The following is a 23601-nucleotide window of genomic DNA, read 5'->3' on the forward strand; positions in this document are numbered from 1 at the left end:
ATTTCTAGGATAGGTTATATTAACAATAATATAATTTATCAGGAATAACATGAGTAACAGTAACCAAGAGAAGATAAAACAAGCAGTAGATTTGCTAATAGATAAAGATACTGATTTAACGAGTTTTTTTGCCAAAGACGGGATATTAAAGCAGTTAACTAAAAATATATTTGAAAGAGCCTTAAAAGCTGAGATGGATGAGCATCTTGTCTATAACAAATATGGCAGGATAGAGACTGACAATAGTAGAAATGGTGTATGCAAAAAAAGCCTAATTACTGAAGGTGGAGTATTGGAACTTGAAGTACCACGTGATAGAAATGCTGAATTTTCTCCTGTACTAGTGCCAAAGCGTCAGACTAGGATTGATGGATTAGATCAGAAGATATTATCCTTATATGCTAAAGGGATGAGCCTCTCTGACATTAAGATTCAGATTCATAAGCTATATGGTGCAGAGAACAGTGAAAGCCTTATTAGTCGGGTTACCGATAATGTTATGGATGAGGTCAGGAGTTGGCAGAATAGGCCTCTGGAAGCCATATATGCTATAGTATATTTTGATGCACTTATAGTTAAAGTACGTCAAGATAAGAGAATTATCAATAAGGCAGTATATGTAGCTTTAGGTGTAGATTTAACCGGAAGGAAAGATATTTTAGGCTTGTGTATTAGCGAGAATGAGGGAGCTAAATTTTGGTTAAATAATTTTACTGAAATGAAAGACAGGGGATTAAAAGATATCTTAATTGCTTGTAGCGATAATCTAACGGGCATGAGTGAGGCGATATCTGCAGTATATCCACAAACTGAGCATCAGCTGTGCATTGTACATCAAATCAGAAATAGTTTGTCATATGTAAGCTATAAAGACCGTAAAGAACTTGCAGCAGATTTGAAGCTAGTATACAGCTCTATCACTGAGGATGAAGCACTTACTGCCTTATCTGATTTTGATATGAAATGGGGCAAACAGTACCCACATATTGCAAAATCATGGCAAAATAATTGGCAGAATTTGATAATTTTTTTACAATACCCAGAAGTGATTAGGCGTATCATTTATACAACCAATGCAATCGAAGGTTTAAATAGTCAATTACGCAAGGTTACTAATAACAAAAGGGGTTTTCCTAACGACGACTCTATATTTAAGACTTTGTACTTGACAATTGACTATATTGCACGAAAATGGAATATGCCTATCCAAAATTGGGGAGAGGCCATGGCTCACTTTTTGATAAAATTTGAGGGGCGAATTTAATGCCTATTTTAGAATTACACACTTATATATCCAGAGCCTTGCAGCTTAAACCCCGTCTTTAGCGTGTATCCATGTATGGACCTATCCCGCAATGCAAGAAAAAAATAATATAGTAAAAAAATCAAATGCAGCCATGTATCCGGCTTATAGCTAGTAAATCAATAACCCTATAGCCCTGATGGAATCCGCTACCTACAAACTTTTAACTTATCATCTTGTCGACTTCATTAGAGCCTTGGATGCCCTCAGTTTTTTTGTAGGTTAAGGTTTGTCTTATTTACCATCAATATTATCGTCTCACGCATATTCAAGGTTAGAATCTCTATATTATCCTATATTCGTTATTAATATTTAACTAAGCATTATTAATTTATTAGCTACAAACTTTAGTTTCATCATAATCATTACCGGTGTGTAATACTGCAAATACTACCCGTGCCAGTTTATTTGCTACTGCAACAGTAGTTCTATTATGTCCACGTCGTTCTAATAAATTAAACATCCAGTCAGTAAATTTACTAAAATCTTTATTAGTCTTTTGTACTTCAGTTGTAACTCTTCGCTTAGCATTTAGAACCGCCCTTGCTCCTTGAATTAATAAAGTACGTAAGTAAATATCACCTCTCTTACTAATACCTAATAATTTTTCTTTACCTCCGCTTGAATACTGTCTTGGTACCAAGCCAAGCCATGCTGAATTGTCTGCCGTTTTCAAAATATTTAGCATTACCTATCACTGCTATTAATGCCGTAGCGGTAATTAAACCTATACCAGGTATAACTGTTAATTGTTTGTATTTATCCAATTCACCAGCTATTATTTTTAATCGTTTTTCTAACTCTGTTATTTTTTTATTATTATCTATAAATTCTTCTTTCAACTCGCTAAACGTTTGATAGCTAAGTTGGCTTAAAGCTCCACTATCTAAAATCTCTGTTAATGTACTGATAACTTTATTTATCCCTTGGGGAATGATTAAACCAAATTCATGCAACAAGCCTCTAATCTCATTGGCTAGTGCAGTACGGTTTTTTACTAATCTAGCTCTCACCCGATGAATTGATAAAAATATCTTGTTGCTCTATACTCTTGATTGGTACAAATCTCATATTTGGTCTTGTCACTGCTTCACAAATTGCTTCTGCGTCAGCTTGATCGTTTTTATTAGTTTTTACATATGGTTTTACAAATTGCGGTGCTATTAACCTAACTTCATGCCCTAATTTTACTATCTCCCTTGCCCAATAACTAGCCCCGCCACAAGCTTCTATACCTACTAAACATTTTGGCAGATTAACCATAAAACCTAATACTTGATCCCTCATTAATTTTTTCTTTAATACTGTCTTCCCGTTTTTATCTACTCCATGAATTTGGAAAATTCTTTTTGCAATGTCTATGCCAATTGTGCTAACTTCCATTTGTGGACCTCCTTATTGTTGTCTAGGATTAATTTCCTACTCTAGAACGATAACATTTTTTATCGATTCCGTATATAGGGTAGGTCCATACCATTATGTATAAATAAATATTATATACTCGATTTATCTCCGCATAATTCTCTAGTATCTTTTTTGGTAGAAAATAATTTTCAAGTTTTTCTTATTTCATGGGTTAACCCTGATATTTCTCTATCGGAAAAAGGCTTCGAGGATTACTTAAAAGACGGTATTTTAGCACCTTTTGAGTATGTGAGAAACCTTGGTTTTAAAAAAATTGATTTTGTCGGATATTGCATGGGTGGTACGTTCCTTGCTATAATTATCGCCTACTTTAAAGTAAAAAAAATAGATTCTGTTCACAGTAGCACTTTCTTTACTACTTTGCTTGATTATACTCACCCGGGCGAGCTTGGAATATTTTTTAATGAAGCTACGATTAATTACATTAAAGAAGATATAAAGCTAAAGGGCTATTTTGACGGACAATATTTATCAAATAGTTTTAGTTTGCTAAGGGCAAATGATCTAATTTGGACGTTTTTTGTCAATAATTATTTGCTTGGTAAAAAACCTATGCCTTTTGATTTGCTATATTGGAATGCGGATTCTACTAACTTGCCGGCAAAAATGTATGAGGAATATTTACAAAATACATATTGTAATAACTTGCTAAAAGAGTCTAATAATTTAGAGCTACTCGGAACAAAAATAGATCTTGGAAAAGTTGATTGCAACACTTTTTTCGTAGCCGCAAAAGAAGATCATATAGCTCCATGGCGTTCAATATATGATGGAGTAAAATTATTAAACGGACATAAGATTTTTTGTCTCACGGATTCAGGGCATGTAGCAGGTGTAGTTAATCCTCCTGCGATTGCTAAATATAATTATCGGCTTAACGATGACTTAAGTTTAAGTAGTCATGAGTGGCTTATGAAAGCTACGGAATATGAAGGCTCATGGTGGAACTATTGGCTTGATTGGCTTATAAAAAATAATGATAATAAGCTAGTAGATTCTTTAGATTATCAGAATCTAGAGGCTATTGAAGAGGCTCCAGGCAGTTATGTAAGAAGATAGGTGTTGTTACTTCTATGTCATTCCCGCATGGATAGAAAAAAGCACTCGATGTCATACCGTGGCTTGACCACGGTATCCATAAAAACAATAAAAAATACTAATAATTTTAGTATTTTTAACTGGATCCCGCGATCAAGTCGCGGGATGAACAGAGGTAAAATTGATCCACGCGGGAATGACATAAAACCACACACAACGCCTAAAATATAAATAAGTCATGAAGAGAAAAAATAATAAATTTATAGAAATATCTATTGTCTTTATCTTGGGAGTTGCTTTAGGTATTTATGGACAAAATCCGGATTATTTTACTAATCTAATAAATCAAAAATCATTAGCTTCATCTGCACCGAAAATAAAGCATTACAATATTTCAGAGCTTTCAAGAAGTAAAGTTAGTACATGTTTTACTCCTCCTGCCGGTTGTACTAAGTTTATAGCAAATCAGATAGATAGAGCTGAAGAATCTATTTATATGCAAGCATATGGTATGAGTGATGCGTTAATTACTACTGCACTTATTAATGCACAGATGCGAGGAGTAAAAGTTAGAATATTGCTTGATCGTAGTAATCTTAAGCAAAAATTTTCTAAATTGCATGAATTACAACGAGCAAAAATTGATGTGGGTATAGATAAAGTACCGGGAATCGCTCATAATAAAGTTATAATTATTGATAAAAAGAAAGTAATAACCGGTTCGTTTAATTTCACGGCTGCTGCTGATAAACGTAATGCTGAAAATGTAATTATTATAGAAGATCAGGAATTAGCAGAGTCTTATTTACAAAATTGGTTAAACAGGAAAGCGAGTAATTGAGGGGAAAGCCGTTATTGCGTGCGATACCGAGCCGTCATTGCGAGCAGCCATATGTCTCCTTTATGTCATTCCCGCGTGACATTGTTGCGTGGACCAGTAAATGCTCTTTATGTCATTCCCGCGAAAGCGGGAATCCAGAAAAAAGTATAAATACAGCAAATTTTTGAAATTAAAAGTTCGATTTATCTCGCTTTATTATGGATTGCTGCTTTCGCATGAATGACATAAAAAAAATAGTTAAAAATTACGCAGATTTCTTATTAAAGTTTTTTTGTACTTGTTCTGCCATATTTTGCATATTATTAGAAGCATGATGAACATTTTCGGCAATATGCTTATTTGCGGCTTCTAATATTTTGTTTGAAGACTCATAAGCAATACTTGCTAATTCCTTAGCATTATCCATAGATGTTTCATAAATAGATTTTAAACATTTTTGATGACATTCACTAGCTTGTTTGAAATCTTTAGAATTTGCTGCTTCTTTAGTAGTATTCAAAATAGTATTAACATTATTTTGTATAATCTCGGAATTTTTCTTAAGCAAAGATTGCATGCTTTCTGTAGCAATTTGATTAGTTGTTAAAAGAATATTCATAGCTCTTTGCATTGTATTTGTGATAGATGAAAGATCTACACTAGGGATATTTTTCATAGAACTCATATAAAATTCCGGATTCATATAGGATTTCATTAAATCTAAAAATTGTGTATTATTTAACATTATTCATTCTCCTAAAATAAATTAAATTTTTTACTTAAAAAATTTTTTGTGTTTTATAGGTTACGTATATGTAAACATAAACCCTCAATTCATGCTAACATTTATAAAATTATGAGTCAATAATTGTTAGCATTAAGAATAATATTAAAAATAGTTAAGTTTTTATAAATGTTAGATACATCAATTCAAGAATTAATAGATAAGTGGCAAAAATACCTCGTTTTGCAAAGAAATTACTCTAATCATACAGTAATTTCTTATAATAATGACCTTAAGCATTTCCTTGAGTTTATGAATTATTATAATTCAGAGCTTGTAACGATAAATCATATTAAAACCGCAGATATAAGATTAATCCGAAGTTGGCTTGCAAAACGTAACTGTGATAATTTTACCACTTCTTCAATTTCACGTGGTTTATCTGCAGTAAAAAATTTTTATAGGTTTTTAGAGAAAACAACACAATTAAATAGTCATATAATTTTTTCTATAAAATCTCCTAAAAAAACTAAATTATTACCAAAAGCTTTATCGGAGGATGATGTAGTAATATCACTTGAACATATTGAAGAATACGGGAATGTTAAGTGGGTAGAGCTTAGAAATAAAGCCCTACTTGTTCTTATATATGCTTCAGGTCTACGTATATCGGAGGCATTATCAATTACGAAACTTCATCTACAAAATCTAGAATTTATAAGAATAATAGGTAAAGGTAGTAAAGAAAGAATAATTCCGTGGTTACCGATTGCTAAAAATTTAATTACCCAATATTTAGAAATATTGCCGTATAAGCTAGGTGATAATGAACCAATATTTAGAGGAAAGCAGGGTAAGAAATTGCAGCCACCGGTATTTAATCGTGAATTAATTAAATTAAAGCATTTTTATGGTTTACCGCAGCATTTAACTGCCCATTCATTTAGACATAGTTTTGCTTCACATTTGTTTGAGCATGGTGCAGATTTACGCTCTATTCAAGAGCTATTAGGTCATAAAAGTCTATCTACTACACAAAACTATACTAAAACAAGTATAAAGCATTTAGAGGCTGTATATACTACTGCATATCCAATTAAAAAATAAAATATATTAATATTCATAATCTTCTTGCGTTAATTTTAAGTTATATATTATATTATTTTAAAAACCTTATAAACATAATATACTAAAGCTAATATTGAGATATTAATATGCTAGAAACACCTAAATTACCTAGGGGATATAAACCTTCTAAAGATGAAGAATATATGTGTCCTAATCACCTAGAATATTTTAGACAAAAACTTTTAAGATGGAAAGAGGATTTATTAAAGGAATCTCAAGAGACTTTAAATCATTTAAAGGAAGAAAATTTAAAAGAATCCGATCTTAACGATTGTGCTACTCATGAAACAGAAAGAGCTTTTGAGCTTCGTAGTAGAAATAGATATTGTAAATTAATGAGTAAAATAGAAGAAGCATTATCACGTATTAAAAATGGGGAATACGGTTACTGTGAAGAAACAGGCGACCCAATAGGTATAAAAAGATTAGAAGCACGACCTATTGCTGCATTATGTATTGAAGCTCAAGAGCGTCATGAAAATTATGAGAGAAGTCATTTGGATGAACCTGGGAATTAAAATTGTAATTGATGTGTATGGCTCGAAAAACCTACTCAATGTCATCCTAGCAACGGCGGGGATCCAGAAAAATAACTTCAATATTGATATAGAAGTTACATATTTGACAAAATAAACACATAAAAAAACTTATTTTTTATGTGTTTTACTGGATTCCCGCCTATGCGGGAATGACATAAACGATCCATGTAACGAGATCAATCTTTACAGAGGCAACACTACAATATTAATATACCTTAAAACCTAAAGAAGTTAGAGCATTTACCGTTTCAAATAAAGGTAATCCCATAACATTTGAATATGAGCCGGAAATAAATGAGATAAAAGCTTCTGCATAACCGGAAATTTTACATCCGCCGGCTTTATTTGTTCCCTCATCCAAAGAACAATAAAAATTAATCTCTTCATCACTTAATTTTTTGAACTTAACAATAGTCTGAACTATTTTTTGTCTAACTGTAAGCTGATCATTCTCTTTTTTGATAATACATAAACCGGTATAGACGCGATGACGACGTCCGGATAACATCTTAATACAATTCTTGACTTCTTCATAAGTAGTAGCTTTCGGCAATATTCTTCTACCTACTGCCGCTACGGTATCGGCAGCTATAATTATAGCGGATTCCTCTATTTGAGATGCAACTTTTATAGCTTTTTCGTAAGCAAGCCTTATGGCTAAGGGAGCGGGTAATTCACGCAAATTAGGTGTTTCATCTATATCTGCCGGAATAATTTGTGAAGGGATAATTTTGATTCTGTTTAGTAACTCAATTCTTGCAGGAGAGCTTGATGCTAATATAATCGGTAGTTTTTTTTTGTTCTGCTTCATACTTATAAAGACTAGTGACGATGAATCACACGCCCCTTAGTTAAATCATAAGGAGTCATTTCTATCGTAACTTTATCTCCTAGTAATATTCTGATACGATTTTTACGCATCCTACCGGAAGTATGAGCAATAATTACATGATCATTCTCAAGCTTTACTCTAAAAGTAGCATTAGGTAAAAGTTCAAGTACTGTACCTGTAAACTGAATGAGGTCGTCTTTTGACATTATAATTTATGTTTTTATGGTCGGGGCGGAGAGATTCGAACTCCCGACCCTCTGGTCCCAAACCAGATGCGCTACCAGGCTGCGCTACGCCCCGAGAATTAATTATGTCTATACTATATACTCTATTATTCGTAGCAAATCAATTTGTTTATGCAAAAATTTATAGATTTTGCCTAGAAAAAGCGGTTTTGTTTATATCTTTAAGTATCATTGTGTCATTCCTGCGGTTTGTTATATGGTCTTGATGTCATTCTTAGCTAAAAGCGGGAATCCAGAAAAAAAGTATACATACAGAAAATTTTTGAAATTAAAAGCTCGATTTATCTCGCTTTATGCTGGATTCCTGCTTTCGCAGGAATGACATCGGTATCCAGACCTCCTCGCAATGATAGTGACGGTTTGGGTATTCCTTTCTATACAAAAATTAATAAAATTTTGCTGTTTTTATTAAAGGACTAAAATAAATAGGTTTTATCCTTGTATTTCTTAAGTTTTATATACGATTTATCAAATTTCTATAAAAAATACATAAAGTTTAATTTATTTTAAACAAGAAAAAGTAACTTATAGTTACTTTTTATATGTAGGAAATACTTTATTTATAAGTATTCTTATAGACATTTTAGTATTTAATTAATGTTTTTCAATTAAAAGTAATGTGTTATTTATATAACAAAATTATAAGTTAGAAAAATTTTTGTTCTTTTAATAATTATTAATCATTTCATCTTATCCTCTTTTATTATTAATTTTAATTAAAGCCCTGAATAAAAAATTAATTTTATTATTAACTTTTTTTAAAAGTGCAACGTAGGTTCTGTGAACATTTCTAATTGATTTACTATTTTTAGGTATTTTTTGCTGCAAATTATAAGATTTTTTTGAAATATGAATAACTATTCTGCCAAAAATCTTATTAATTTTCGCTAAAAAATACCTAAAAATAGTAAATCAATTAGAAATGTTCACAGAACCTAGCGAAAATATTAAGAATTTTTATCTTAATCTCATTTACCAAAGATTTTTAAAAATCTTCCAAAATACAGAAAATTTATATTTGTTTAATGAATACTAGTCTCGAATTGATAATTTAGAAAATTAAGCCCAAATTTAGGAGATGTTATGTCAAGTCAACGAAAAAATACTCTAAAAAATTTAATAAAAAAAGGCATGTTCGCATCAACTGCGGCAGTGATGCTTGCAAGTACGAGTAGCCTTGCTGCTGCTATTCCTAACCCATCCGTAACGGCCAGGCGGTGCAGTTTTATCCACAGGGGTAGGTCTTAGTGGGCCATTTGTATCCGGTAACCTTCTAACCCTTGGCGGGGTAAATAATTTTACTGCAGATGTGGCAGCAATTCTTGCTATATATTTAAATACCTTTAACGGTGCTGTAATGACCGTGCCGAATAACCTAAATCTTGGACCTGTTATACCTCAAGATCTTAATGCGGCAAATGTCGGGCTAGATGTAGATGTTACTAACCCTGTAAATATTACTTTAACAGGTGCTCCGATTACATCGGCAACTGCAAGTGTGGTAGTTCCGCCTTTTGCACCGAATCCCGGACCGGGATAAGCTAAAGGGAGTACGTACTATTTTAATAGCTTTAATTTTAACAACCTTGCTAGTACTTTGACTATTAACTCCACAGATCCTGCTGCAGAACCTATTATTTACTTTGATGAACACACTCTTACAACTATCGTTCAGGGGCAAAACAATCTTACAATAGCTGTTGCTACTGAATTTGTCGTTAAAGATCCGGCTTGGACTAAAGTGCAGGCTATTAATATCGGTAACCTTACTAACTCAAGATATAATTTTGCAACCGATACTTCAGATTTGACGCTTTATCCCGGCGGTCCTCCTGAAGTTATGGACGCACAACCTATAGCAAATATCAATTTTTCCGGTGCAAATTCTAGTTATGTAGTAAGTAATGAATCAACAAATGACGCAACATTTATAGCTACCGTACCCATAGTTCCGGCACAAGATTTGTGGGGTCAATTAGGAGTACATGCGGCTACCGGTAAACGAGAAATTGCATTTAATGCAGGTAGCGGTAACGGAACGGCGGGAACAAAAAGGCTTAACATATTTTTTACCGATGGGATAGCTAATGAGGCTGGACAATCTCTAAATGATAATCCGGTTACAGTTACAGGAACTATCTTTGCACAAACTATTCAGATAGGAAACCAGTATCAGCCTCTTGTCGGAGGAGATCCGGATTACGGCGTAGATTGGGCAACGGCAATTGATACCGGCGTTGGAGGGGTAGTACAATTTACGCACCCGGCTTTAACACGATTTCAACAAAACGTAATTTCTGACATAGATTTTAAGGGTACTGCAGCACATAACGATAGCTAGCGGTGCGAATGTCGGCGGTGCTACCGGCGGGAATATAATTAATTCCGTAGCCGGAGGTGCGAATATATTAAATTTTGTAGGAGATAGTACTGTTTCCCGAAGTGTAGGGGGAAATACGGTAGGAAGTAATCCTATTAATATATAAAATATCCAAGGTGATAACACGACAGCTGTTAATCTAGGCAGTGATGTTACAGTTAATCAGTTTAATTATACTAGCACCGGTGTTGCTGCCGTAGGCGGTAATTTAACTGCAACGACAGGAGTAAATTTTGGCAATTTTGCATCAACGCTTACGTTTAACGGTATGGCGGGACCTTATACTTTTGCAAGCCCTGTAGTTAAAGCAGGAGCGGCTACTTTAAATGTTGATACGACCCTTACGGTAACCGATCAAAGTATCGGTACACTAAAAACAATTAATATAGGTGAAGTCGGAACACCTCAAGATTTAACCGTAGCAGTAAATCAAGCTGCTTTAGGGTTACTTGCAGGAGGAAATAAAATTAATTTCAGTGATCCGGGTTCGTCATTAATATTTCAATCACCTCAAGCTCAAGTCGTAACATTTAACGGTAATTTAGACGGTACGGCCGGTGGAGGCGGTAATGTAATTTTAAACGGTACTAACGCTTTAACGATTCAAGGATCAGGAGGAGGAAACGGCTCGTTCGGCGCTGTTAATAAGATAGGCTCGGTGAAGACCATAGGAACGGTTACGGCGATGGCAGGGGCAAATGCTATTAACCTTAGCGGTATTACTAGCTTGAACCTTACGGGAGGCAGTAGTTTTACCGATCAAACCGCTACTTCGGCAGTAGCTACTAATATAAATATCGGTGATAATGCCGGGCTTGCAACATATATTCTAACACCGTCGGCGAATTTTAATATTAGTACTGCTAAGATGAATTTTGGCAATCTTAATTCGACATTAAATATTACAAGTATCGGTAATATAACTGCTACCATGAATGGAGACTTAAATCCCGGTGCAGTAGGTAACGGTATGATTTTGTTAAGTTCTACCGGTGGTCTTTTAACAATAACAGGTGCAAATAATTTAGGTATTAACGCCGGAAATACTTTAAATAGTATAACCTTTACCGGTACCGGTAATATTACGGTAACGCCTGCTATTAATATATCTAAAGCTCTTTCTACAGGTATAGGCGGTGCTTTAACTCTTAGTACCGTTAATGGGGATATTAACTTTACCAATACTACTAACTGTAGATGATGTTACCGGAACAATAGATTTTGTAGGGCTTGGAGGTACAACCAATGTTACTGCCGGTGGACAAGTAGCAGCTGTTACAAGTAGCGGTGCGACTATTGCCGGAACTTTAGCATTTGCAGGAGACGGTACTGCTACCGGCGTTGTAAATAATATTGCGGGAGTTAGTATTAACGGTAATAATGCTACAACCGTCACATTTCAAGACGACGTTACTGCAACTAACTTTGTCTTTACTAATACCGGTATTGCTGAGATGGAAGGGAATCTTACTTCTAGCGGAGGAGTGAATTTTAATAATTTTGCGGCTACTTTAGCCTTTACCGGCGTCGGTGGACCTTACACTTTTGCAAGTCCCGTAGCTGCTGCCGGTAATGCTACGTTAAATGTTGATACGACCCTTACGGCTACCAAACTATAGGTACGATTAAGACTATTAATATCGGACAAGCTGCTGCCCCTCAAACTTTTACGATTGCAGTAAATCAGCCTGTTTTAAACTTACTTGCAGCAGGCGGCGTTATTAATTTCAACGATATAAATTCAGCATTAATAATCCGGCCCGGGCAGCCTCAAGCACTAACGTTCGGCGGTAATTTAGAAGGAACCGGCGGTGGCGGCGGGCTTCTTACTTTTGATGCAAGTAACGGTGCGATGACGCTGGCGGGAGCTACCGGTACTGAGACTATTGGAGCAGGTAATAAGTTAACTGCAATAGATATTAAAGGAAATGTTACGTTACTTGGTGCAGCTGATAAGCTTGATATAAGCGGTACCGGTACTTTAAATCTGAAAGCAGGTTCCGTATTTACCGATCAAAGTCTTACTTCTCCGGATATTGCCGTAATAAATATCGGTGAAGTAGGGGGAGCTGCTACTTATATACTTGATGCAGTAAACGGCAATTTTAATCTAACTCCGGGAGTAACTTTCGGTAACCAGAATTCTATATTACAATTACAAACTACAATAGCAGGCGGCGGTAACAGCCTAATAACTTTACTAGGAGATATTGACCCGGGTGCTGCTAATACCGGTATAATTCAGATAAATGCAGCAAATGCCGGGGCTACTTTAACGGTTGCCGGAGCATTTAATGTCGGTACTGCCGTTAATACCGTCCAGCAAGTGAATTTTACCGGTAGCGGTAATGTTATAATGCAGCAGCCGACGATTAATTCTGCAAGCCCGATTACAACAAGCGTCGCATTCTTAACGCTTGGCGATATTAGCACAATTACTTTTATGGGTCCAACAAATTTAACCGTTGGGAATGTTGCAACTAATATCAATTTCAATAATCAAGCAGGGATTGCTAATTTATCTAACGGTAGTACGGTCGGCGGTACGATAGACGTTAGTACTACGGCTACTTTAAATTTCTTAGGAGCAGGTACGGTAAATGATACAATAGGTGCAACTAGTACACTAACAGCAGTAAATTTTAACGGTCCGGGGGCTGTAAACTTACAGAAAGCAGCAAGTGCTACTAATTTCACGATAAATAATGCAGGAGCAGTGGTTACGGCAGCAGCAGGAGTAACCGGTCAGATTGACGGACAGACTGATTTTGCCGGTAAGGCAGGTACTGTTAATGTTAATGACGGCGGTAATTTAGCAGCAGTGACAAGTAGTATGGCAGCAGCGGGTGATTTAGTATTTGCCGGTAGCGGTACCGTAAACAACATAAATACAATAACAATTGACGGTGTGGCTGGTAAAATAACGACTTTCCAGCAAGACGTGTCTATTGCTTCTTTAGTCTTCAGCAATGGTGCAACAGCGAATTTACAAGGATCACTTACCACTACCGGTAATGTAAATTTTGGAGCCGGCGGTATCTTAGAATTTTCAGGAGCAAATCCTGCAGGTTATACGTTTAATAGCGTAGTTACCAACGGTGCTACCGGAGCATTGAACGCTTTTGCTAACTTAACTGCTACGGATGTATCTATCGGTACGGTACAAACAATTAATATCGGACAAGCTGCCGCTCCTAAGACATTTACCGTAGACGTCAGTAACGGGCTTTTAACTCTCTTGCAGCCGGCAGGTAGTACTATCAATTTCGGTGATACGAACTCAGTATTTGGCTTAACGACTGCTAATCAGCAAGTTACCTTTGCAAATAGTTTCGGCGGTTTTGCCGGCGGTGGCGGTAACGTCAATTTAAGCAGTACAAAAGGTGCTAAACTTGAAATTCAAGGCAGTGATGCTACTAAAACGCTTGGTACCGTCGCAAATAAACTAGCTGCTATAAATGTTACTGCGGGTAGTGAGGTCGGCGTTGTCGGTGGCGGTAATAGCTTAGACGTAAGTAATGCGCTTGCTCTTAATATTGGAAATGGAGCAATATTTGCCGACCAGTCAATTACCTAGGCACAAATTGCCAAAATCAATATCGGTGATAATACCGGTTCCGGTACTTACGCACTTGATGCACTAAACGGCGACTTTATGTTAAATGCACCGGGTGTTACATTTGTGAATCCTGCATCGGTATTTAAACTAATGACTACCGTAGCCGGCGGTAATACTAGTACTATAACCTTAACAGGCGATATAGACCCGGGCACTCCAAATACCGGCGTACTTGAGCTAAATGCTACTAATGCCAATGCAAAATTAGCGATATCAGGGAAATTTGCTCTCGGTACAAAAGCTAATCCGTTAAAAGCAATAACATTCTCGGGTAAAGGTCTAATTGGATTAGAGCAGGTTATTAACACTGCTTTAATTAACCTTGATACCCCCGGTGTTGCAATCGCAGATATTAATGCAGACGTTAATTTTACTAATGCTACCTCCAAATCACAACTTGATACCGGAAGTATTACCGGTAATGTAAATAAGACTTTGTACTTGACAATTGACTATATTACGCGAAAATGGAATATGCCTATCCAAAATTGGGGAGAGGCCATGGCTCACTTTTTGATAAAATTTGAGGGTCGAATTTAATGCCTATTTTAGAATTTACACACTTATATATCCAGAGCCCTATATAAATTAATAAGGAGTAAAAATAAATTTTACTCCTTATATAATCTAAGCATTATAAATATTAGCTCTGTGAATATTTATAATAAAGATTTAATTTTGGTTATTTTTTGCTGCAAATCATAACATATCTAAATCAACATTTAAAACAGTACTTAGTTTTTTTAGCGTATCTATTGTGCCTTTTCGTAATCCTTTCTCAATAAATGATATATATTGCTTAGTTTTACCAATTTTAATAGCTAATTGTTCTTGAGATAATCCTCTATATTCACGATAAACTTTAATAGGATTTTCGCCGTTTAGAATTTTTTGTACCAAATCTTCAGGAAAATATTCCTCATTTCTGGCTATAGCTTCAGCGTATAATGTTTCATCAGTAATACCTCGTTTTTTATTGATAAGTTCCTGATATTCATTAAAAGTTATAACAACAAAAGCAGGCTTTCCTTGATATTCTATTATATGTTTATTACTCATTTATATACCTATCCTCTAACATCAACATTAATTACTAGAATTTCTAACTTTCCTTTATTTATTCTATATGTAAGAATAGAAGTCAACAATATGTTGACTAATGCAAAAGTTAATTTAAAATTTGGTTTTATCAGAAAAATTAAATCTTTTTAGAAAGCTTCATAGAAACTAAGTAAGTATAAGCTTAAGTAAATAATAAGTTGAATTTGTGCAAGATTTATTATATTAATATTTGTAATTATTTTTCAGGAACTGCGATAGTTTTTATGGTAATTGCATGTAGTTTTTTATTTAATATTTCAGACAGGGCATTTTTTACTAATTTATGTTGATTAATTAAAGAAAGTCCATTAATCAGAACATCTGATATTTCTAATGCATAATGGTCTTGATCTCCTACTAAATTAGTAATTTTTATTATGCTGTTTGGAAAGGATTCCTTAAGTATTTTTTCTAACTCTTCTGCAGATATTGCCATTATTTTATCACTTTTTAGATATAAAAGCCTAAATATTAATTAAAGTTTTTTTTGGTTAAAGTAAAGCTTTATATGAATTTTTATTATAGAATTTTAAACATTCATTGATAAACTCTACTCTTATGCATATAATAATTAATATTATTATGTCATTTATTAATTATTATGAAAAAAGAAGCTGAAGAATTAAAATTATTTATCTTAGAATGTTTGAATGAGAAAAAAGCAGAAGATATTGAGGTAATTGATTTAACAGGAAAACATAAATTAGCTGATTATATTATATTTGCTAGCGGTCGTTCGACTAAAAATGTTGGAGCAATTGCTGAATATGTAGCTTTAGAATTAAAAAATAATGCCGGTATAAATAGTAATATTGAGGGGCTTGGTAAATCAGAGTGGGTACTAATAGATGCAGGTACTATTTTAATTAATATTTTTTATCCTGAAGCACGGGAGCATTTTAAGCTAGAAGAAATTTGGAAAAGATGAACGATCATATTCTTATTAACGTTATAATTTTACTCGGTACTGCGGTTTTTATCGTGGCTATACTTAAGCGTCTTAGATTAAGTCCGGTACTTGGTTACTTAATTGCAGGAGCTGCAATAGGTGATCACGGTTTAAAAATCGTAACATATGACCAAACTAAGTTACTAGGTGAGCTTGGTGTAGTATTTCTATTATTTGCAATAGGTCTTGAGTTATCCTTCGAGCGATTAAAAGCTATGAGACGATATGTCTTTGGTCTCGGTAGTTTGCAAGTTTTAACGACTGCTATAGTAATTGCCGGTGCAATGGTACTTATAGACGATAATAGTAGTGCGGCTATTATTACCGGCGGTGGTCTTGCCCTTTCATCTACGGCACTTGTTATGCAGGTTATTGAGGAAAATCGTAGTCAATCAACCCAAATAGGAAGAGTTTCTTTAGCTATTCTGTTACTGCAAGATTTGGCCGTAGTTCCATTGCTTGTGGTAGTGCCGCTACTTGCCGATAGTAATAAAGCTTCGCTTGCAGCGGCTCTTGGTATTGCACTCTTAAAAGCCGTAACGGCCTTACTTACAATATTTATTGTCGGTCGTGTTTTTCTTCGTCCTGTATTTTCTTTCATTTCATCAGAAAGTAATAATGCAAGCGAGTTACCTATTTCAATGACTTTGTTAATAGTACTTTCTGCTGCTTGGGCTACCGAAACATTTGGTTTATCTTTAGCTCTAGGAGCATTTGTTGCCGGAGTATTAGTTGCAGAAACCGAATTTAGATTGCAGGCAGAAGAAAGTATTTATCCTTTCAAAAGTTTATTTTTAGGATTGTTTTTCATGACCGTCGGTATGAATATCGACGCACTAGAAATGTATGAAAAAATATCTCATATTCTTACTTTATCTATTGTTTTAATAGGTATAAAAACCTTAATCATAACAGCTTTTTGTATTTTATTTGGTTTTAATAAAGGAGTTGCTTTTTATTCAGGCTTATTATTATCGCAAGGTGGAGAGTTTGGTTTTATATTATTCAGTTTAGGTAAAGATAGTGGAGTATTAGAAGAAAGTACTGCCGATATATTATTACTCGTAGTTACTTTTACTATGGCACTTACTCCATTACTCGCAGCTTTAGGGAAAAAGATTGCCGAGAAAGTCGATAAAGGACTCGGTAAAACTCCGACTCAAATGATTGAGCTTGGGGCAAGAGATTTAACAAACCATATTATTATTGCCGGCCTTGGTAATACCGGTAAAATGGTAGCAAGAGTTTTGGAAGCGGAAGGTATAAGTTACGTAATACTTGATTTAGATGATGATAGAGTCAAAGAAGAGCTATCAAACGGTTTACCGGTTTTTAAAGGTGACGTATCGCAAGCCGATACTCTAAAGGCATTAGGTACGGAAAGAGCATTCGCTATAATACTTACTATGAATAATCAAGTAACTATTAAGAAATCGCTTAAAACAATTAGCGGTAATTATCAGGATATACCAGTTGTCGTTAAGTTAAAAAATTTAAAAAATGCTAGAGAGTTTTATGATTTAGGTGCCACAACTATTATTCCGGAAAGTTATGAGACTGGCTTACAAATCGGTGGAACAGTCCTAAAAAATATAGGTATTAGCGAGCAGGAAATTAATAGAATAAAAGTACAATTTAGGCTTGGTAATTATATAATAGCAAAAAAAGAGGATGCTTTATCTGAAGTGGAAGATAATGATTAAAGTTTTTATCATTTTAATTACGATAATATTATCAACAACAATTAACGCCGATAATAAAAAATTGCCTATTCCAAGATTTGTTTCAATAAAATCTAATGAAGTAAATGCAAGGAGCGGACCAACCACTAAATCTGCCGTAGAATGGGTTTTTGTTAAAAAAGGCGAGCCGGTAGAAATAACTGCAGAGTACGAACAATGGCGACAAGTATGTGACATTAACGGCGAAGGCGGTTGGATACATTCAAGCGTTTTATCAGGTAAAAGATCAGTAGTTATTACCTCCGGTAAGGAAATAGAGCTTACCAAATCCGCAGACCATAAAAGCCGAGTTATAGCAAAATTAATGCCCAAGGTTCGCTGCGGTTTAAAAAAATGCAAAGAACAATTCTGTCAAATTACATGTAAGAATTACACAGGTTGGATTTCTAAGAAAGTAATTTGGGGGGTATATGATGATAATGATAGGTATTAATAGACTTTTTGCATAACCTCCTTCTAAAGGTAATTTGTACATCAATCCGGTACTAGCATCCTCACGTATTTATATATGCTGTGGTGGCAAGTGCTTCCGTGTTTCTAGGGGGATTCCTCTTTATAAGATAAGTTATGCAAGAAGTCTAATACTTATAATAAATTGTAAAAGTAGTTTACTATCTGAGGTTAATTTGCTATATATGCAAACTTACTAAAAATATAATTATTTATGCAAAGATATTTAGACGGTACAAATGATGTCGCATTTAAAAAATTATTTAGCGATAAAGTAAAATTAATAAATTTATTGAACTCTCTTCTTAGGTTATCGAAATGCAGCGTAAAATGGAGAAAGATTATCTTAATAGAACGCAGCTTTACGGTTGTTATACCTATGTTAGTCAAATTAAGAAAGGTATGAAACATAGGGATTTATTGCCGGTAGTAATAATTTCTATCATAGGAACAAAAGCTTTGCCTGATGAATTGCCGTATGTTAGCTATCATCATATAAAAGAAAGCAATACCCATAAACAATATTTGTTTTCATTAACTTATGTATTTATTGAACTAGGAAAATTTAAAAAAAATGATCTTAAAGATGATACCGATGAATAGTTGCATTTATTAAAATATGCTTCGCAAGAACAAGAACCGCCAAAAGAAATTAAAAATGAAATTGTGTTATCGGCATATGCAAGTTTAGAGCAATATAAATGGACGGACCAAGAGCATGATGATTATTTTAGGGCTGAAATGGCTATACAACAAGAAATAGACAAGTTTGAAGAAAAGTGTAATGCCGGTATGGAGAAGGGTATAGAAAAGGGCATAGAGAAAGGAAAAATTGAAATAATAAAGAAAATGCTAACTAAAAAAATACCTATAGAAGAAATACATGAGATGACAGGAATATCCATAGAAGAAATAAAAAAGCTAAAAGCAGAAATATAAAATATAGATATTTAAATGAAAACCACCTTACCCGAACGTTCTCTTAAAATTAGAGCAAGGCTTAATTTTATAGTGCAGCAAATTTTAGATATTGCACAAGATAAAATCGCTATGATTATTTTGTACGGTTCTTTTGCTAGAGGCGATTGGGTACGTGATCTACCTAACGGCTATCATAGCGATACCGATATTTTGATAATTCTGAAAAAAGGTAAATATAAAGGGTATACTACTTTAAGGTTAGAAGATAATATATATAAGAGATTAGAAAAAACAGGAGTAATAAATCCTAAGCAAATTATCCCTTATGATTCATTAATATCGATAATTCTTGAGTCAATAGACGAAGTAAATAGGCAGTTAGAGATAGGGCGTTATTTTTTTACTGATATCAAAAAAGAAGGTATTCTTTTATATGATAGCAGGGAATTTATGCTTAGTGAAGCTAAAGATTTACCTTGGAGCGAGATGAAAGAAATCGCTAAAGATTATTATGAATATTGGTTTGGCAGAGGTAAAGGTTTTTTAAAAGGTGCAACTACTTATTTAAACGATTCGGAATATGCGTTGTCAGCCTTTTCGCTTCATCAAGCTACGGAAAGTCTATACAGTACTATTTTATTAGTTTTCTCAAATTACAAACCTAAATTACATAATTTGCAAAAATTAGGTAGTATGGTAGGAAATTATGATAATGAATTATGGAGTGTGTTTCCTCAATTAACCGAAGAACAAAAAGAGTGTTTAGAACTTCTTGAAAAAGCTTATGTTGACGCAAGATATGATAAAAACTATAAAATTACAAAAGAACAACTGCTTTATTTAATAGAGAGAATAGAAAAATTAAAAGAAATCACCGAAAGAATATGCACAGCAAGAATTAATCAGTAAATTATGGGCATTGTTGCATGGATACCCAAACCGTCATTGCGAGGAGCGAAGCGACGCGGCAATCCAGGAAAAATAATAAAAAAATTCTGTAAATCAGAATTTTTTACTAGATTGCTTCGTCAAAATTTTCAATTTTTCCTCGCAATGACGAAGTTTTTTCAAGCTATCAATCCTTATTTTGCAATGCTTCTTTTTTATAGTCCAAAAAAAATTTCTCTAGTGGATGAACTAATTAAAACAAGAAGAGCAGAGGCAAAACATGAGTAATATAGTACTAGATGCCTCAGCTTTACTTGCCTTAATTCAAAATGAAAGAGGTGGCGAAATAATAAAACCGCTACTGTCATATACGATTATGTCGACTGTAAACATTACCGAGGTGTTAACTGCTTTAAAACGCACTAATATAGATACGGCAGAAACATTAACTTTAATTACGGATTTTATAGCAGTAATTATTCCGTTTGATTTAGAGCAAGCAAAATATGCTGCGAAGTTACAGGCATATACGCAGCATAAAGGATTGTCTCTTGGAGATAGAGCTTGTATAGCTTTAGGTATTAAACTTAGTACTACAATATATACTGCTGATAAAATATGGGCAGAGTTAAAAATAAAAGATGCTAATATTAAATTAATTCGCTGATTATGAATCCTGCTCCCAGCTCATTTAAAATTTGATAAAATTATTTAAATAGAGTATAATATAAAACTTTTTATAATATTAAAAATTTTATGAGTAAGAAGCTTTATATTAAGACCTACGGATGTCAGATGAATGTTTATGACTCCGTTAAGATGCAAGATTTGCTTTATCCTTTCGGTTATGAACCCACAGAAAATATAGAAGATGCTGATGTTATTATTCTAAATACCTGTCATATCAGAGAGAAAGCAGCCGAGAAAACTTATTCTGAACTTGGTCGTATTAAGAAACTACAAGATACGAGAAAAAAACAAGGCTTAAACTCTGCAATAATAGTTGTGGCGGGCTGCGTTGCTCAAGCGGAAGGTGAAGAGATTTTCTCAAGAACTCCTTATGTTGATATTGTAGTGGGGCCGCAATCTTATTATAACCTACCCGAATTAATCTCAAAAGTCGTTAGACACGAAAAATATTTAATCGATCTCGATTTTGTTGAAGAAGCAAAATTTGATAATCTACCGGAGCAATTATACCCGCAAGGAGCGAGTGCCTTCATATCAGTACAAGAAGGATGCGATAAATTTTGTACTTTCTGCGTGGTACCATATACAAGAGGGGCTGAATTTTCAAGAAACGTAGAACAGGTTTACAGAGAAGCGTTAAAAGTAGTTAGCAGCGGTGCTAAAGAAATTATGCTGCTTGGCCAAAACGTCAATGCTTATCACGGTAAAGGTCCTGCAGATAAAATATTTAGTCTAGCCGATTTACTTAGACATCTAGCACAAATTCCAAATTTAGAGAGACTGCGTTATATGACATCACATCCGATAGATATGACTGATGATCTAATAAGACTGCACGGTACTGAGGCTAAATTAATGCCGTTTTTACATCTTCCAGTGCAATCAGGTTCAAATAAAATATTAAAAGCCATGAACCGTAAGCATGATCGGAATTATTATTTTGATATAATTAATCGCTTAAGAGAGGCAAGGCCCGATATAGTTTTATCCTCTGATTTTATTGTCGGTTTTCCCGGTGAAACGGATGAAGATTTTGAGGATACTTTAGATTTGGTCCGCAGAGTAAAATACGGTCAGTGCTATTCGTTTAAATATAGTCCTCGTCCCGGTACGCCGGGAGCGACTAGAATAGATCAAATTTCGGAACACATAAAATCAGAGAGATTAACTATATTGCAAAAAGAACTCATGGCTCAGCAACTAGCTTTTAATGAAAGTTGTGTCGGTAGTACTATGAAAGTTCTATTTGATCGTAGTGGTAAATTCGATGATCAAATAATAGGTAAAACTCCATACATGCAGTCCGTATATATCCAAAACCCTAATAAATCTTTACTTGGTAAAATCATTGATGTAAAAATTACCAAAGCTGGAATGAATAGTTTAAGTGGAGAGATAGTTTAATTATGTAATTTACATATTACAAAAATAAATGTTGTAAATAATAGCTCATGTATGATATTATTTACAACATGATCAAAAGACATATAACATCATTTGTAAAGCAATCATTAAAAGATTTTTCTGCAGTTCTTATTATTGGAGCGAGGCAAGTAGGTAAGTCTACAGTAGTAAAACAATTATATGACGAAGGAATTTTTAAGTCATATATTACTTTAGATGATATTTCGCAATTAGAAGCAGTAACTAATGATCCTCACGGATTTATAAAAAATGCAAGTTATCCTCTTGCTATTGATGAGATTCAAAGAGTCCCTGATCTTTTAAAGGCTATAAAAAAGTCAATTGATGAAGATAAGAGACCGGGGCGTTTTCTCTTAACTGGATCTGCTAATATTTTTTTTTATCCGGGAGTATCTGAAAGTTTGGCAGGACGTGTTGACATAATACATCTTGAAGGGTTAAGTTTAGGAGAAATTTTAAATCAAAATAACCCTTCTTCTTTTATATTAGATATTTTTTCAGGAGCAACTATTCCTGAATTAAAAGACAAATGGACTAAAGAGTTAGAATATAAACCAAAAATAAATAACCAATCTTTAAATGAATATATTTTCTATGGTGGATTTCCGGAAGTTGTATTAAAAAAGCAAGAAAGATTTCGAGAACGTTGGTTTTCTTCTTATCAATCAGCCTATATTGAGCGAGATGTACGAAATATAAATAAATTTTTAGATGTTGTTTCCTTTGCTAAACTTTTTCGCTTAATTGGTTTACAAAGCGGTAATTTATTAAATCAAAAAAATTTAAGCATTGAAATAGGACTGGATCAAAGAACAATATCAAGATATTTAGAGATTTTAGAAACAACTTTTCAAGTAAATCAATTAACGCCTTGGTTTAGTAACACACGTAAAAGATTAATAAAAACCTCTAAAATTTATATGAATGATTCAGGTTATGCATCGTATTTAAACGGCATAACAAGTCCTAACTTATTGTTAAATAGTCCTTATTATGGAACAATATTTGAAACATGGTTATGGGCAGAACTGAGAAAAATATTAACCTTAACTACGGGTATAGAACAAGCATTTTATCGTACACATTTAGGAAAAGAAGTTGATTTTCTTTTATATAAAGGCGATGTATTTTGCGGCATAGAATGTAAAGCCACAGAAACTATTCAAAGCCGGCATTTTACGGGTCTTAAAGATTTATCAGAAGCATTAGCCCCACAAATTATGCATGGCATTATACTTTATAACGGTGATGAAATAATCAGTTTTTCTGACAAATTTCTTGCACTGCCTATAAAGTGTATAATTTAAATGCTCTTTATGTCATTCCCGCGTAAGCGGGAATGACATTGGTATCCATGCGGGCAATACCTATATTCTATTATA

Annotated in this window: 27 protein-coding genes, 1 tRNA gene and 4 pseudogenes; 24 read left to right on the forward strand and 8 right to left on the reverse strand. The window is 34.0% G+C overall.

The genetic code is table 11. The annotated features are described in order from the left end of the window. The first annotated feature begins 49 nt into the window (after nucleotides 1-49). On the forward strand, nucleotides 50-1264 hold the full coding sequence (locus AC5587_RS01285) for an IS256 family transposase (protein WP_499162599.1): 1215 nt from the start codon (nucleotides 50-52) through the stop codon (nucleotides 1262-1264). A 373-nt stretch (nucleotides 1265-1637) separates the two neighbouring features. Here the strand turns inward: AC5587_RS01285 and AC5587_RS01290 are convergent. Further along, nucleotides 1638-2001, reverse strand: a pseudogene (locus AC5587_RS01290) (transposase). 234 nt (nucleotides 2002-2235) lie between these two features. Beyond that, nucleotides 2236-2686 (reverse strand): annotated as a pseudogene (locus AC5587_RS01295) (IS110 family RNA-guided transposase); the annotation flags it as partial. A 114-nt stretch (nucleotides 2687-2800) separates the two neighbouring features. Here AC5587_RS01295 and AC5587_RS01300 point away from each other — a divergent pair. From AC5587_RS01300 to pld, 3 genes and pseudogenes are all read left to right on the forward strand, one after another. Continuing rightward, nucleotides 2801-3511: pseudogene (locus AC5587_RS01300) on the forward strand (PHA/PHB synthase family protein); the annotation flags it as partial. Between the two features lie 276 nt (nucleotides 3512-3787). Then, nucleotides 3788-3997 carry a hypothetical protein gene (locus tag AC5587_RS01305; RefSeq protein ID WP_499162600.1) on the forward strand — a complete coding sequence of 70 codons (210 nt, stop codon included), beginning with the start codon at nucleotides 3788-3790 and terminating at the stop codon, nucleotides 3995-3997. 7 nt (nucleotides 3998-4004) lie between these two features. After that, complete coding sequence (gene pld / locus AC5587_RS01310; protein WP_410527812.1) at nucleotides 4005-4607, forward strand: phospholipase D; 603 nt, start codon at nucleotides 4005-4007, stop codon at nucleotides 4605-4607. A gap of 244 nt (nucleotides 4608-4851) precedes the next feature. Here pld and AC5587_RS01315 read toward each other — a convergent pair whose 3' ends face one another. Next, nucleotides 4852-5331 (reverse strand): phasin family protein, encoded by a 480-nt coding sequence (locus AC5587_RS01315; RefSeq protein ID WP_499162601.1) that lies wholly within the window; start codon nucleotides 5329-5331, stop codon nucleotides 4852-4854. Between the two features lie 168 nt (nucleotides 5332-5499). Between AC5587_RS01315 and AC5587_RS01320 the strand changes: the two genes are divergently transcribed. Both AC5587_RS01320 and dksA read left to right on the forward strand, forming a co-directional pair. Continuing rightward, on the forward strand, nucleotides 5500-6417 hold the full coding sequence (locus AC5587_RS01320; RefSeq protein WP_499162602.1) for a tyrosine recombinase XerC: 918 nt from the start codon (nucleotides 5500-5502) through the stop codon (nucleotides 6415-6417). Nucleotides 6418-6524: 107 nt separating this feature from the next. Beyond that, nucleotides 6525-6956 (forward strand): RNA polymerase-binding protein DksA, encoded by a 432-nt coding sequence (gene dksA / locus AC5587_RS01325; RefSeq protein WP_499162603.1) that lies wholly within the window; start codon nucleotides 6525-6527, stop codon nucleotides 6954-6956. Between the two features lie 226 nt (nucleotides 6957-7182). Here the strand turns inward: dksA and AC5587_RS01330 are convergent, their stop codons facing one another. The 3 genes from AC5587_RS01330 to AC5587_RS01340 form a co-directional block, all read right to left on the reverse strand. After that, a complete protein-coding gene (locus AC5587_RS01330) occupies nucleotides 7183-7788 on the reverse strand; it encodes a Maf family protein (RefSeq protein WP_499162604.1) in 606 nt (201 codons plus the stop codon). Between the two features lie 11 nt (nucleotides 7789-7799). After that, nucleotides 7800-8015, reverse strand: coding sequence for a translation initiation factor IF-1 (gene infA / locus AC5587_RS01335; protein ID WP_499162605.1), 216 nt, complete (start codon nucleotides 8013-8015; stop codon nucleotides 7800-7802). Nucleotides 8016-8032: 17 nt separating this feature from the next. After that, nucleotides 8033-8109: transfer RNA gene (locus tag AC5587_RS01340), tRNA-Pro, on the reverse strand. Nucleotides 8110-8184: 75 nt separating this feature from the next. On the opposite strand from AC5587_RS01340, the gene AC5587_RS01345 reads away from it, so the two are divergent. From AC5587_RS01345 to AC5587_RS01380, 8 genes are all read left to right on the forward strand, one after another. After that, nucleotides 8185-8376 (forward strand): hypothetical protein, encoded by a 192-nt coding sequence (locus AC5587_RS01345; RefSeq protein WP_499162606.1) that lies wholly within the window; start codon nucleotides 8185-8187, stop codon nucleotides 8374-8376. 761 nt (nucleotides 8377-9137) lie between these two features. Continuing rightward, a complete protein-coding gene (locus AC5587_RS01350) occupies nucleotides 9138-9302 on the forward strand; it encodes a hypothetical protein (protein WP_499162607.1) in 165 nt (54 codons plus the stop codon). A 61-nt stretch (nucleotides 9303-9363) separates the two neighbouring features. Continuing rightward, nucleotides 9364-9594: a hypothetical protein gene (locus tag AC5587_RS01355; RefSeq protein ID WP_499162608.1), complete on the forward strand. Its 231-nt coding sequence runs from the start codon at nucleotides 9364-9366 to the stop codon at nucleotides 9592-9594. 57 nt (nucleotides 9595-9651) lie between these two features. Continuing rightward, nucleotides 9652-10395 carry a hypothetical protein gene (locus tag AC5587_RS01360; protein WP_499162609.1) on the forward strand — a complete coding sequence of 248 codons (744 nt, stop codon included), beginning with the start codon at nucleotides 9652-9654 and terminating at the stop codon, nucleotides 10393-10395. Between the two features lie 307 nt (nucleotides 10396-10702). Then, complete coding sequence (locus AC5587_RS01365) at nucleotides 10703-11635, forward strand: hypothetical protein (RefSeq protein ID WP_499162610.1); 933 nt, start codon at nucleotides 10703-10705, stop codon at nucleotides 11633-11635. Further along, a complete protein-coding gene (locus AC5587_RS01370; RefSeq protein ID WP_499162611.1) occupies nucleotides 11595-12053 on the forward strand; it encodes a hypothetical protein in 459 nt (152 codons plus the stop codon). Before AC5587_RS01365 ends, AC5587_RS01370 begins: the two co-directional genes overlap by 41 nt. 233 nt (nucleotides 12054-12286) lie before the next feature. Next, nucleotides 12287-14011: a beta strand repeat-containing protein gene (locus AC5587_RS01375; RefSeq protein WP_499162612.1), complete on the forward strand. Its 1725-nt coding sequence runs from the start codon at nucleotides 12287-12289 to the stop codon at nucleotides 14009-14011. Between the two features lie 78 nt (nucleotides 14012-14089). Further along, nucleotides 14090-14593 carry a hypothetical protein gene (locus AC5587_RS01380; protein ID WP_499163050.1) on the forward strand — a complete coding sequence of 168 codons (504 nt, stop codon included), beginning with the start codon at nucleotides 14090-14092 and terminating at the stop codon, nucleotides 14591-14593. 159 nt (nucleotides 14594-14752) lie between these two features. Here the strand turns inward: AC5587_RS01380 and AC5587_RS01385 are convergent, their stop codons facing one another. Continuing rightward, nucleotides 14753-15112 (reverse strand): helix-turn-helix domain-containing protein, encoded by a 360-nt coding sequence (locus AC5587_RS01385; RefSeq protein ID WP_499162613.1) that lies wholly within the window; start codon nucleotides 15110-15112, stop codon nucleotides 14753-14755. A 238-nt stretch (nucleotides 15113-15350) separates the two neighbouring features. Then, nucleotides 15351-15590, reverse strand: a complete 240-nt coding sequence (locus AC5587_RS01390) for a BolA/IbaG family iron-sulfur metabolism protein (RefSeq protein ID WP_499162614.1) — start codon at nucleotides 15588-15590, stop codon at nucleotides 15351-15353. A 165-nt stretch (nucleotides 15591-15755) separates the two neighbouring features. Here AC5587_RS01390 and rsfS point away from each other — a divergent pair, with 165 nt between their 5' ends. From rsfS to AC5587_RS01440, 10 genes and pseudogenes are all read left to right on the forward strand, one after another. Next, nucleotides 15756-16082 carry a ribosome silencing factor gene (gene rsfS, locus AC5587_RS01395; protein ID WP_011271584.1) on the forward strand — a complete coding sequence of 109 codons (327 nt, stop codon included), beginning with the start codon at nucleotides 15756-15758 and terminating at the stop codon, nucleotides 16080-16082. Further along, complete coding sequence (locus tag AC5587_RS01400; protein ID WP_499162615.1) at nucleotides 16079-17806, forward strand: monovalent cation:proton antiporter-2 (CPA2) family protein; 1728 nt, start codon at nucleotides 16079-16081, stop codon at nucleotides 17804-17806. The genes rsfS and AC5587_RS01400 overlap by 4 nt, the downstream gene beginning before the upstream one ends. Next, entirely contained in the window at nucleotides 17799-18278 is a 480-nt protein-coding gene (locus AC5587_RS01405; RefSeq protein ID WP_410527860.1) for an SH3 domain-containing protein, read from the forward strand. The genes AC5587_RS01400 and AC5587_RS01405 overlap by 8 nt, the downstream gene beginning before the upstream one ends. A 335-nt stretch (nucleotides 18279-18613) precedes the next feature. Further along, a complete protein-coding gene (locus AC5587_RS01410; protein ID WP_499162616.1) occupies nucleotides 18614-18898 on the forward strand; it encodes a PD-(D/E)XK nuclease family transposase in 285 nt (94 codons plus the stop codon). Then, nucleotides 18899-19045 (forward strand): annotated as a pseudogene (locus AC5587_RS01415) (Rpn family recombination-promoting nuclease/putative transposase); the annotation flags it as partial. 204 nt (nucleotides 19046-19249) lie between these two features. Then, on the forward strand, nucleotides 19250-20125 hold the full coding sequence (locus AC5587_RS01420; RefSeq protein WP_499162617.1) for a HEPN domain-containing protein: 876 nt from the start codon (nucleotides 19250-19252) through the stop codon (nucleotides 20123-20125). Between the two features lie 3 nt (nucleotides 20126-20128). Continuing rightward, nucleotides 20129-20392, forward strand: coding sequence for a hypothetical protein (locus AC5587_RS01425; RefSeq protein WP_499162618.1), 264 nt, complete (start codon nucleotides 20129-20131; stop codon nucleotides 20390-20392). Then, nucleotides 20385-20771: a type II toxin-antitoxin system VapC family toxin gene (locus AC5587_RS01430; RefSeq protein ID WP_499162619.1), complete on the forward strand. Its 387-nt coding sequence runs from the start codon at nucleotides 20385-20387 to the stop codon at nucleotides 20769-20771. The genes AC5587_RS01425 and AC5587_RS01430 overlap by 8 nt, the downstream gene beginning before the upstream one ends. Before the next feature lie 89 nt (nucleotides 20772-20860). Further along, complete coding sequence (gene miaB / locus AC5587_RS01435) at nucleotides 20861-22198, forward strand: tRNA (N6-isopentenyl adenosine(37)-C2)-methylthiotransferase MiaB (protein ID WP_499162620.1); 1338 nt, start codon at nucleotides 20861-20863, stop codon at nucleotides 22196-22198. Nucleotides 22199-22245: 47 nt separating this feature from the next. Continuing rightward, nucleotides 22246-23526: an ATP-binding protein gene (locus AC5587_RS01440; RefSeq protein WP_499162621.1), complete on the forward strand. Its 1281-nt coding sequence runs from the start codon at nucleotides 22246-22248 to the stop codon at nucleotides 23524-23526. The last annotated feature ends 75 nt before the right edge of the window (nucleotides 23527-23601 follow it).

This window comes from Rickettsia endosymbiont of Hedychridium roseum, from assembly GCF_964028255.1.
Lineage (GTDB): Bacteria > Pseudomonadota > Alphaproteobacteria > Rickettsiales > Rickettsiaceae > Rickettsia > Rickettsia asembonensis.

Bases quoted from the DNA above. Each gene is read 5' to 3' on its own strand.
- AC5587_RS01285 (WP_499162599.1), top strand. From the start codon at position 50: ATGAGTAACAGTAACCAAGAGAAGATAAAACAAGCAGTAGATTTGCTA.
- rsfS (WP_011271584.1), top strand. From the start codon at position 15,756: ATGAAAAAAGAAGCTGAAGAATTAAAATTATTTATCTTAGAATGTTTG.
- AC5587_RS01405 (WP_410527860.1), top strand. From the start codon at position 17,799: ATGATTAAAGTTTTTATCATTTTAATTACGATAATATTATCAACAACA.
- pld (WP_410527812.1), top strand. From the start codon at position 4,005: ATGAAGAGAAAAAATAATAAATTTATAGAAATATCTATTGTCTTTATC.
- AC5587_RS01400 (WP_499162615.1), top strand. From the start codon at position 16,079: ATGAACGATCATATTCTTATTAACGTTATAATTTTACTCGGTACTGCG.
- AC5587_RS01390 (WP_499162614.1), bottom strand. From the start codon at position 15,590: ATGGCAATATCTGCAGAAGAGTTAGAAAAAATACTTAAGGAATCCTTT.
- AC5587_RS01330 (WP_499162604.1), bottom strand. From the start codon at position 7,788: ATGAAGCAGAACAAAAAAAAACTACCGATTATATTAGCATCAAGCTCT.
- AC5587_RS01440 (WP_499162621.1), top strand. From the start codon at position 22,246: ATGTATGATATTATTTACAACATGATCAAAAGACATATAACATCATTT.
- AC5587_RS01375 (WP_499162612.1), top strand. From the start codon at position 12,287: ATGACGCTGGCGGGAGCTACCGGTACTGAGACTATTGGAGCAGGTAAT.
- AC5587_RS01370 (WP_499162611.1), top strand. From the start codon at position 11,595: ATGGGGATATTAACTTTACCAATACTACTAACTGTAGATGATGTTACC.
- AC5587_RS01320 (WP_499162602.1), top strand. From the start codon at position 5,500: ATGTTAGATACATCAATTCAAGAATTAATAGATAAGTGGCAAAAATAC.
- AC5587_RS01420 (WP_499162617.1), top strand. From the start codon at position 19,250: ATGAAAACCACCTTACCCGAACGTTCTCTTAAAATTAGAGCAAGGCTT.
- AC5587_RS01410 (WP_499162616.1), top strand. From the start codon at position 18,614: ATGCAGCGTAAAATGGAGAAAGATTATCTTAATAGAACGCAGCTTTAC.
- infA (WP_499162605.1), bottom strand. From the start codon at position 8,015: ATGTCAAAAGACGACCTCATTCAGTTTACAGGTACAGTACTTGAACTT.
- AC5587_RS01425 (WP_499162618.1), top strand. From the start codon at position 20,129: ATGGGCATTGTTGCATGGATACCCAAACCGTCATTGCGAGGAGCGAAG.
- AC5587_RS01380 (WP_499163050.1), top strand. From the start codon at position 14,090: ATGTTAAATGCACCGGGTGTTACATTTGTGAATCCTGCATCGGTATTT.
- AC5587_RS01430 (WP_499162619.1), top strand. From the start codon at position 20,385: ATGAGTAATATAGTACTAGATGCCTCAGCTTTACTTGCCTTAATTCAA.
- AC5587_RS01350 (WP_499162607.1), top strand. From the start codon at position 9,138: ATGTCAAGTCAACGAAAAAATACTCTAAAAAATTTAATAAAAAAAGGC.
- AC5587_RS01365 (WP_499162610.1), top strand. From the start codon at position 10,703: ATGGCGGGACCTTATACTTTTGCAAGCCCTGTAGTTAAAGCAGGAGCG.
- miaB (WP_499162620.1), top strand. From the start codon at position 20,861: ATGAGTAAGAAGCTTTATATTAAGACCTACGGATGTCAGATGAATGTT.
- AC5587_RS01315 (WP_499162601.1), bottom strand. From the start codon at position 5,331: ATGTTAAATAATACACAATTTTTAGATTTAATGAAATCCTATATGAAT.
- AC5587_RS01385 (WP_499162613.1), bottom strand. From the start codon at position 15,112: ATGAGTAATAAACATATAATAGAATATCAAGGAAAGCCTGCTTTTGTT.
- dksA (WP_499162603.1), top strand. From the start codon at position 6,525: ATGCTAGAAACACCTAAATTACCTAGGGGATATAAACCTTCTAAAGAT.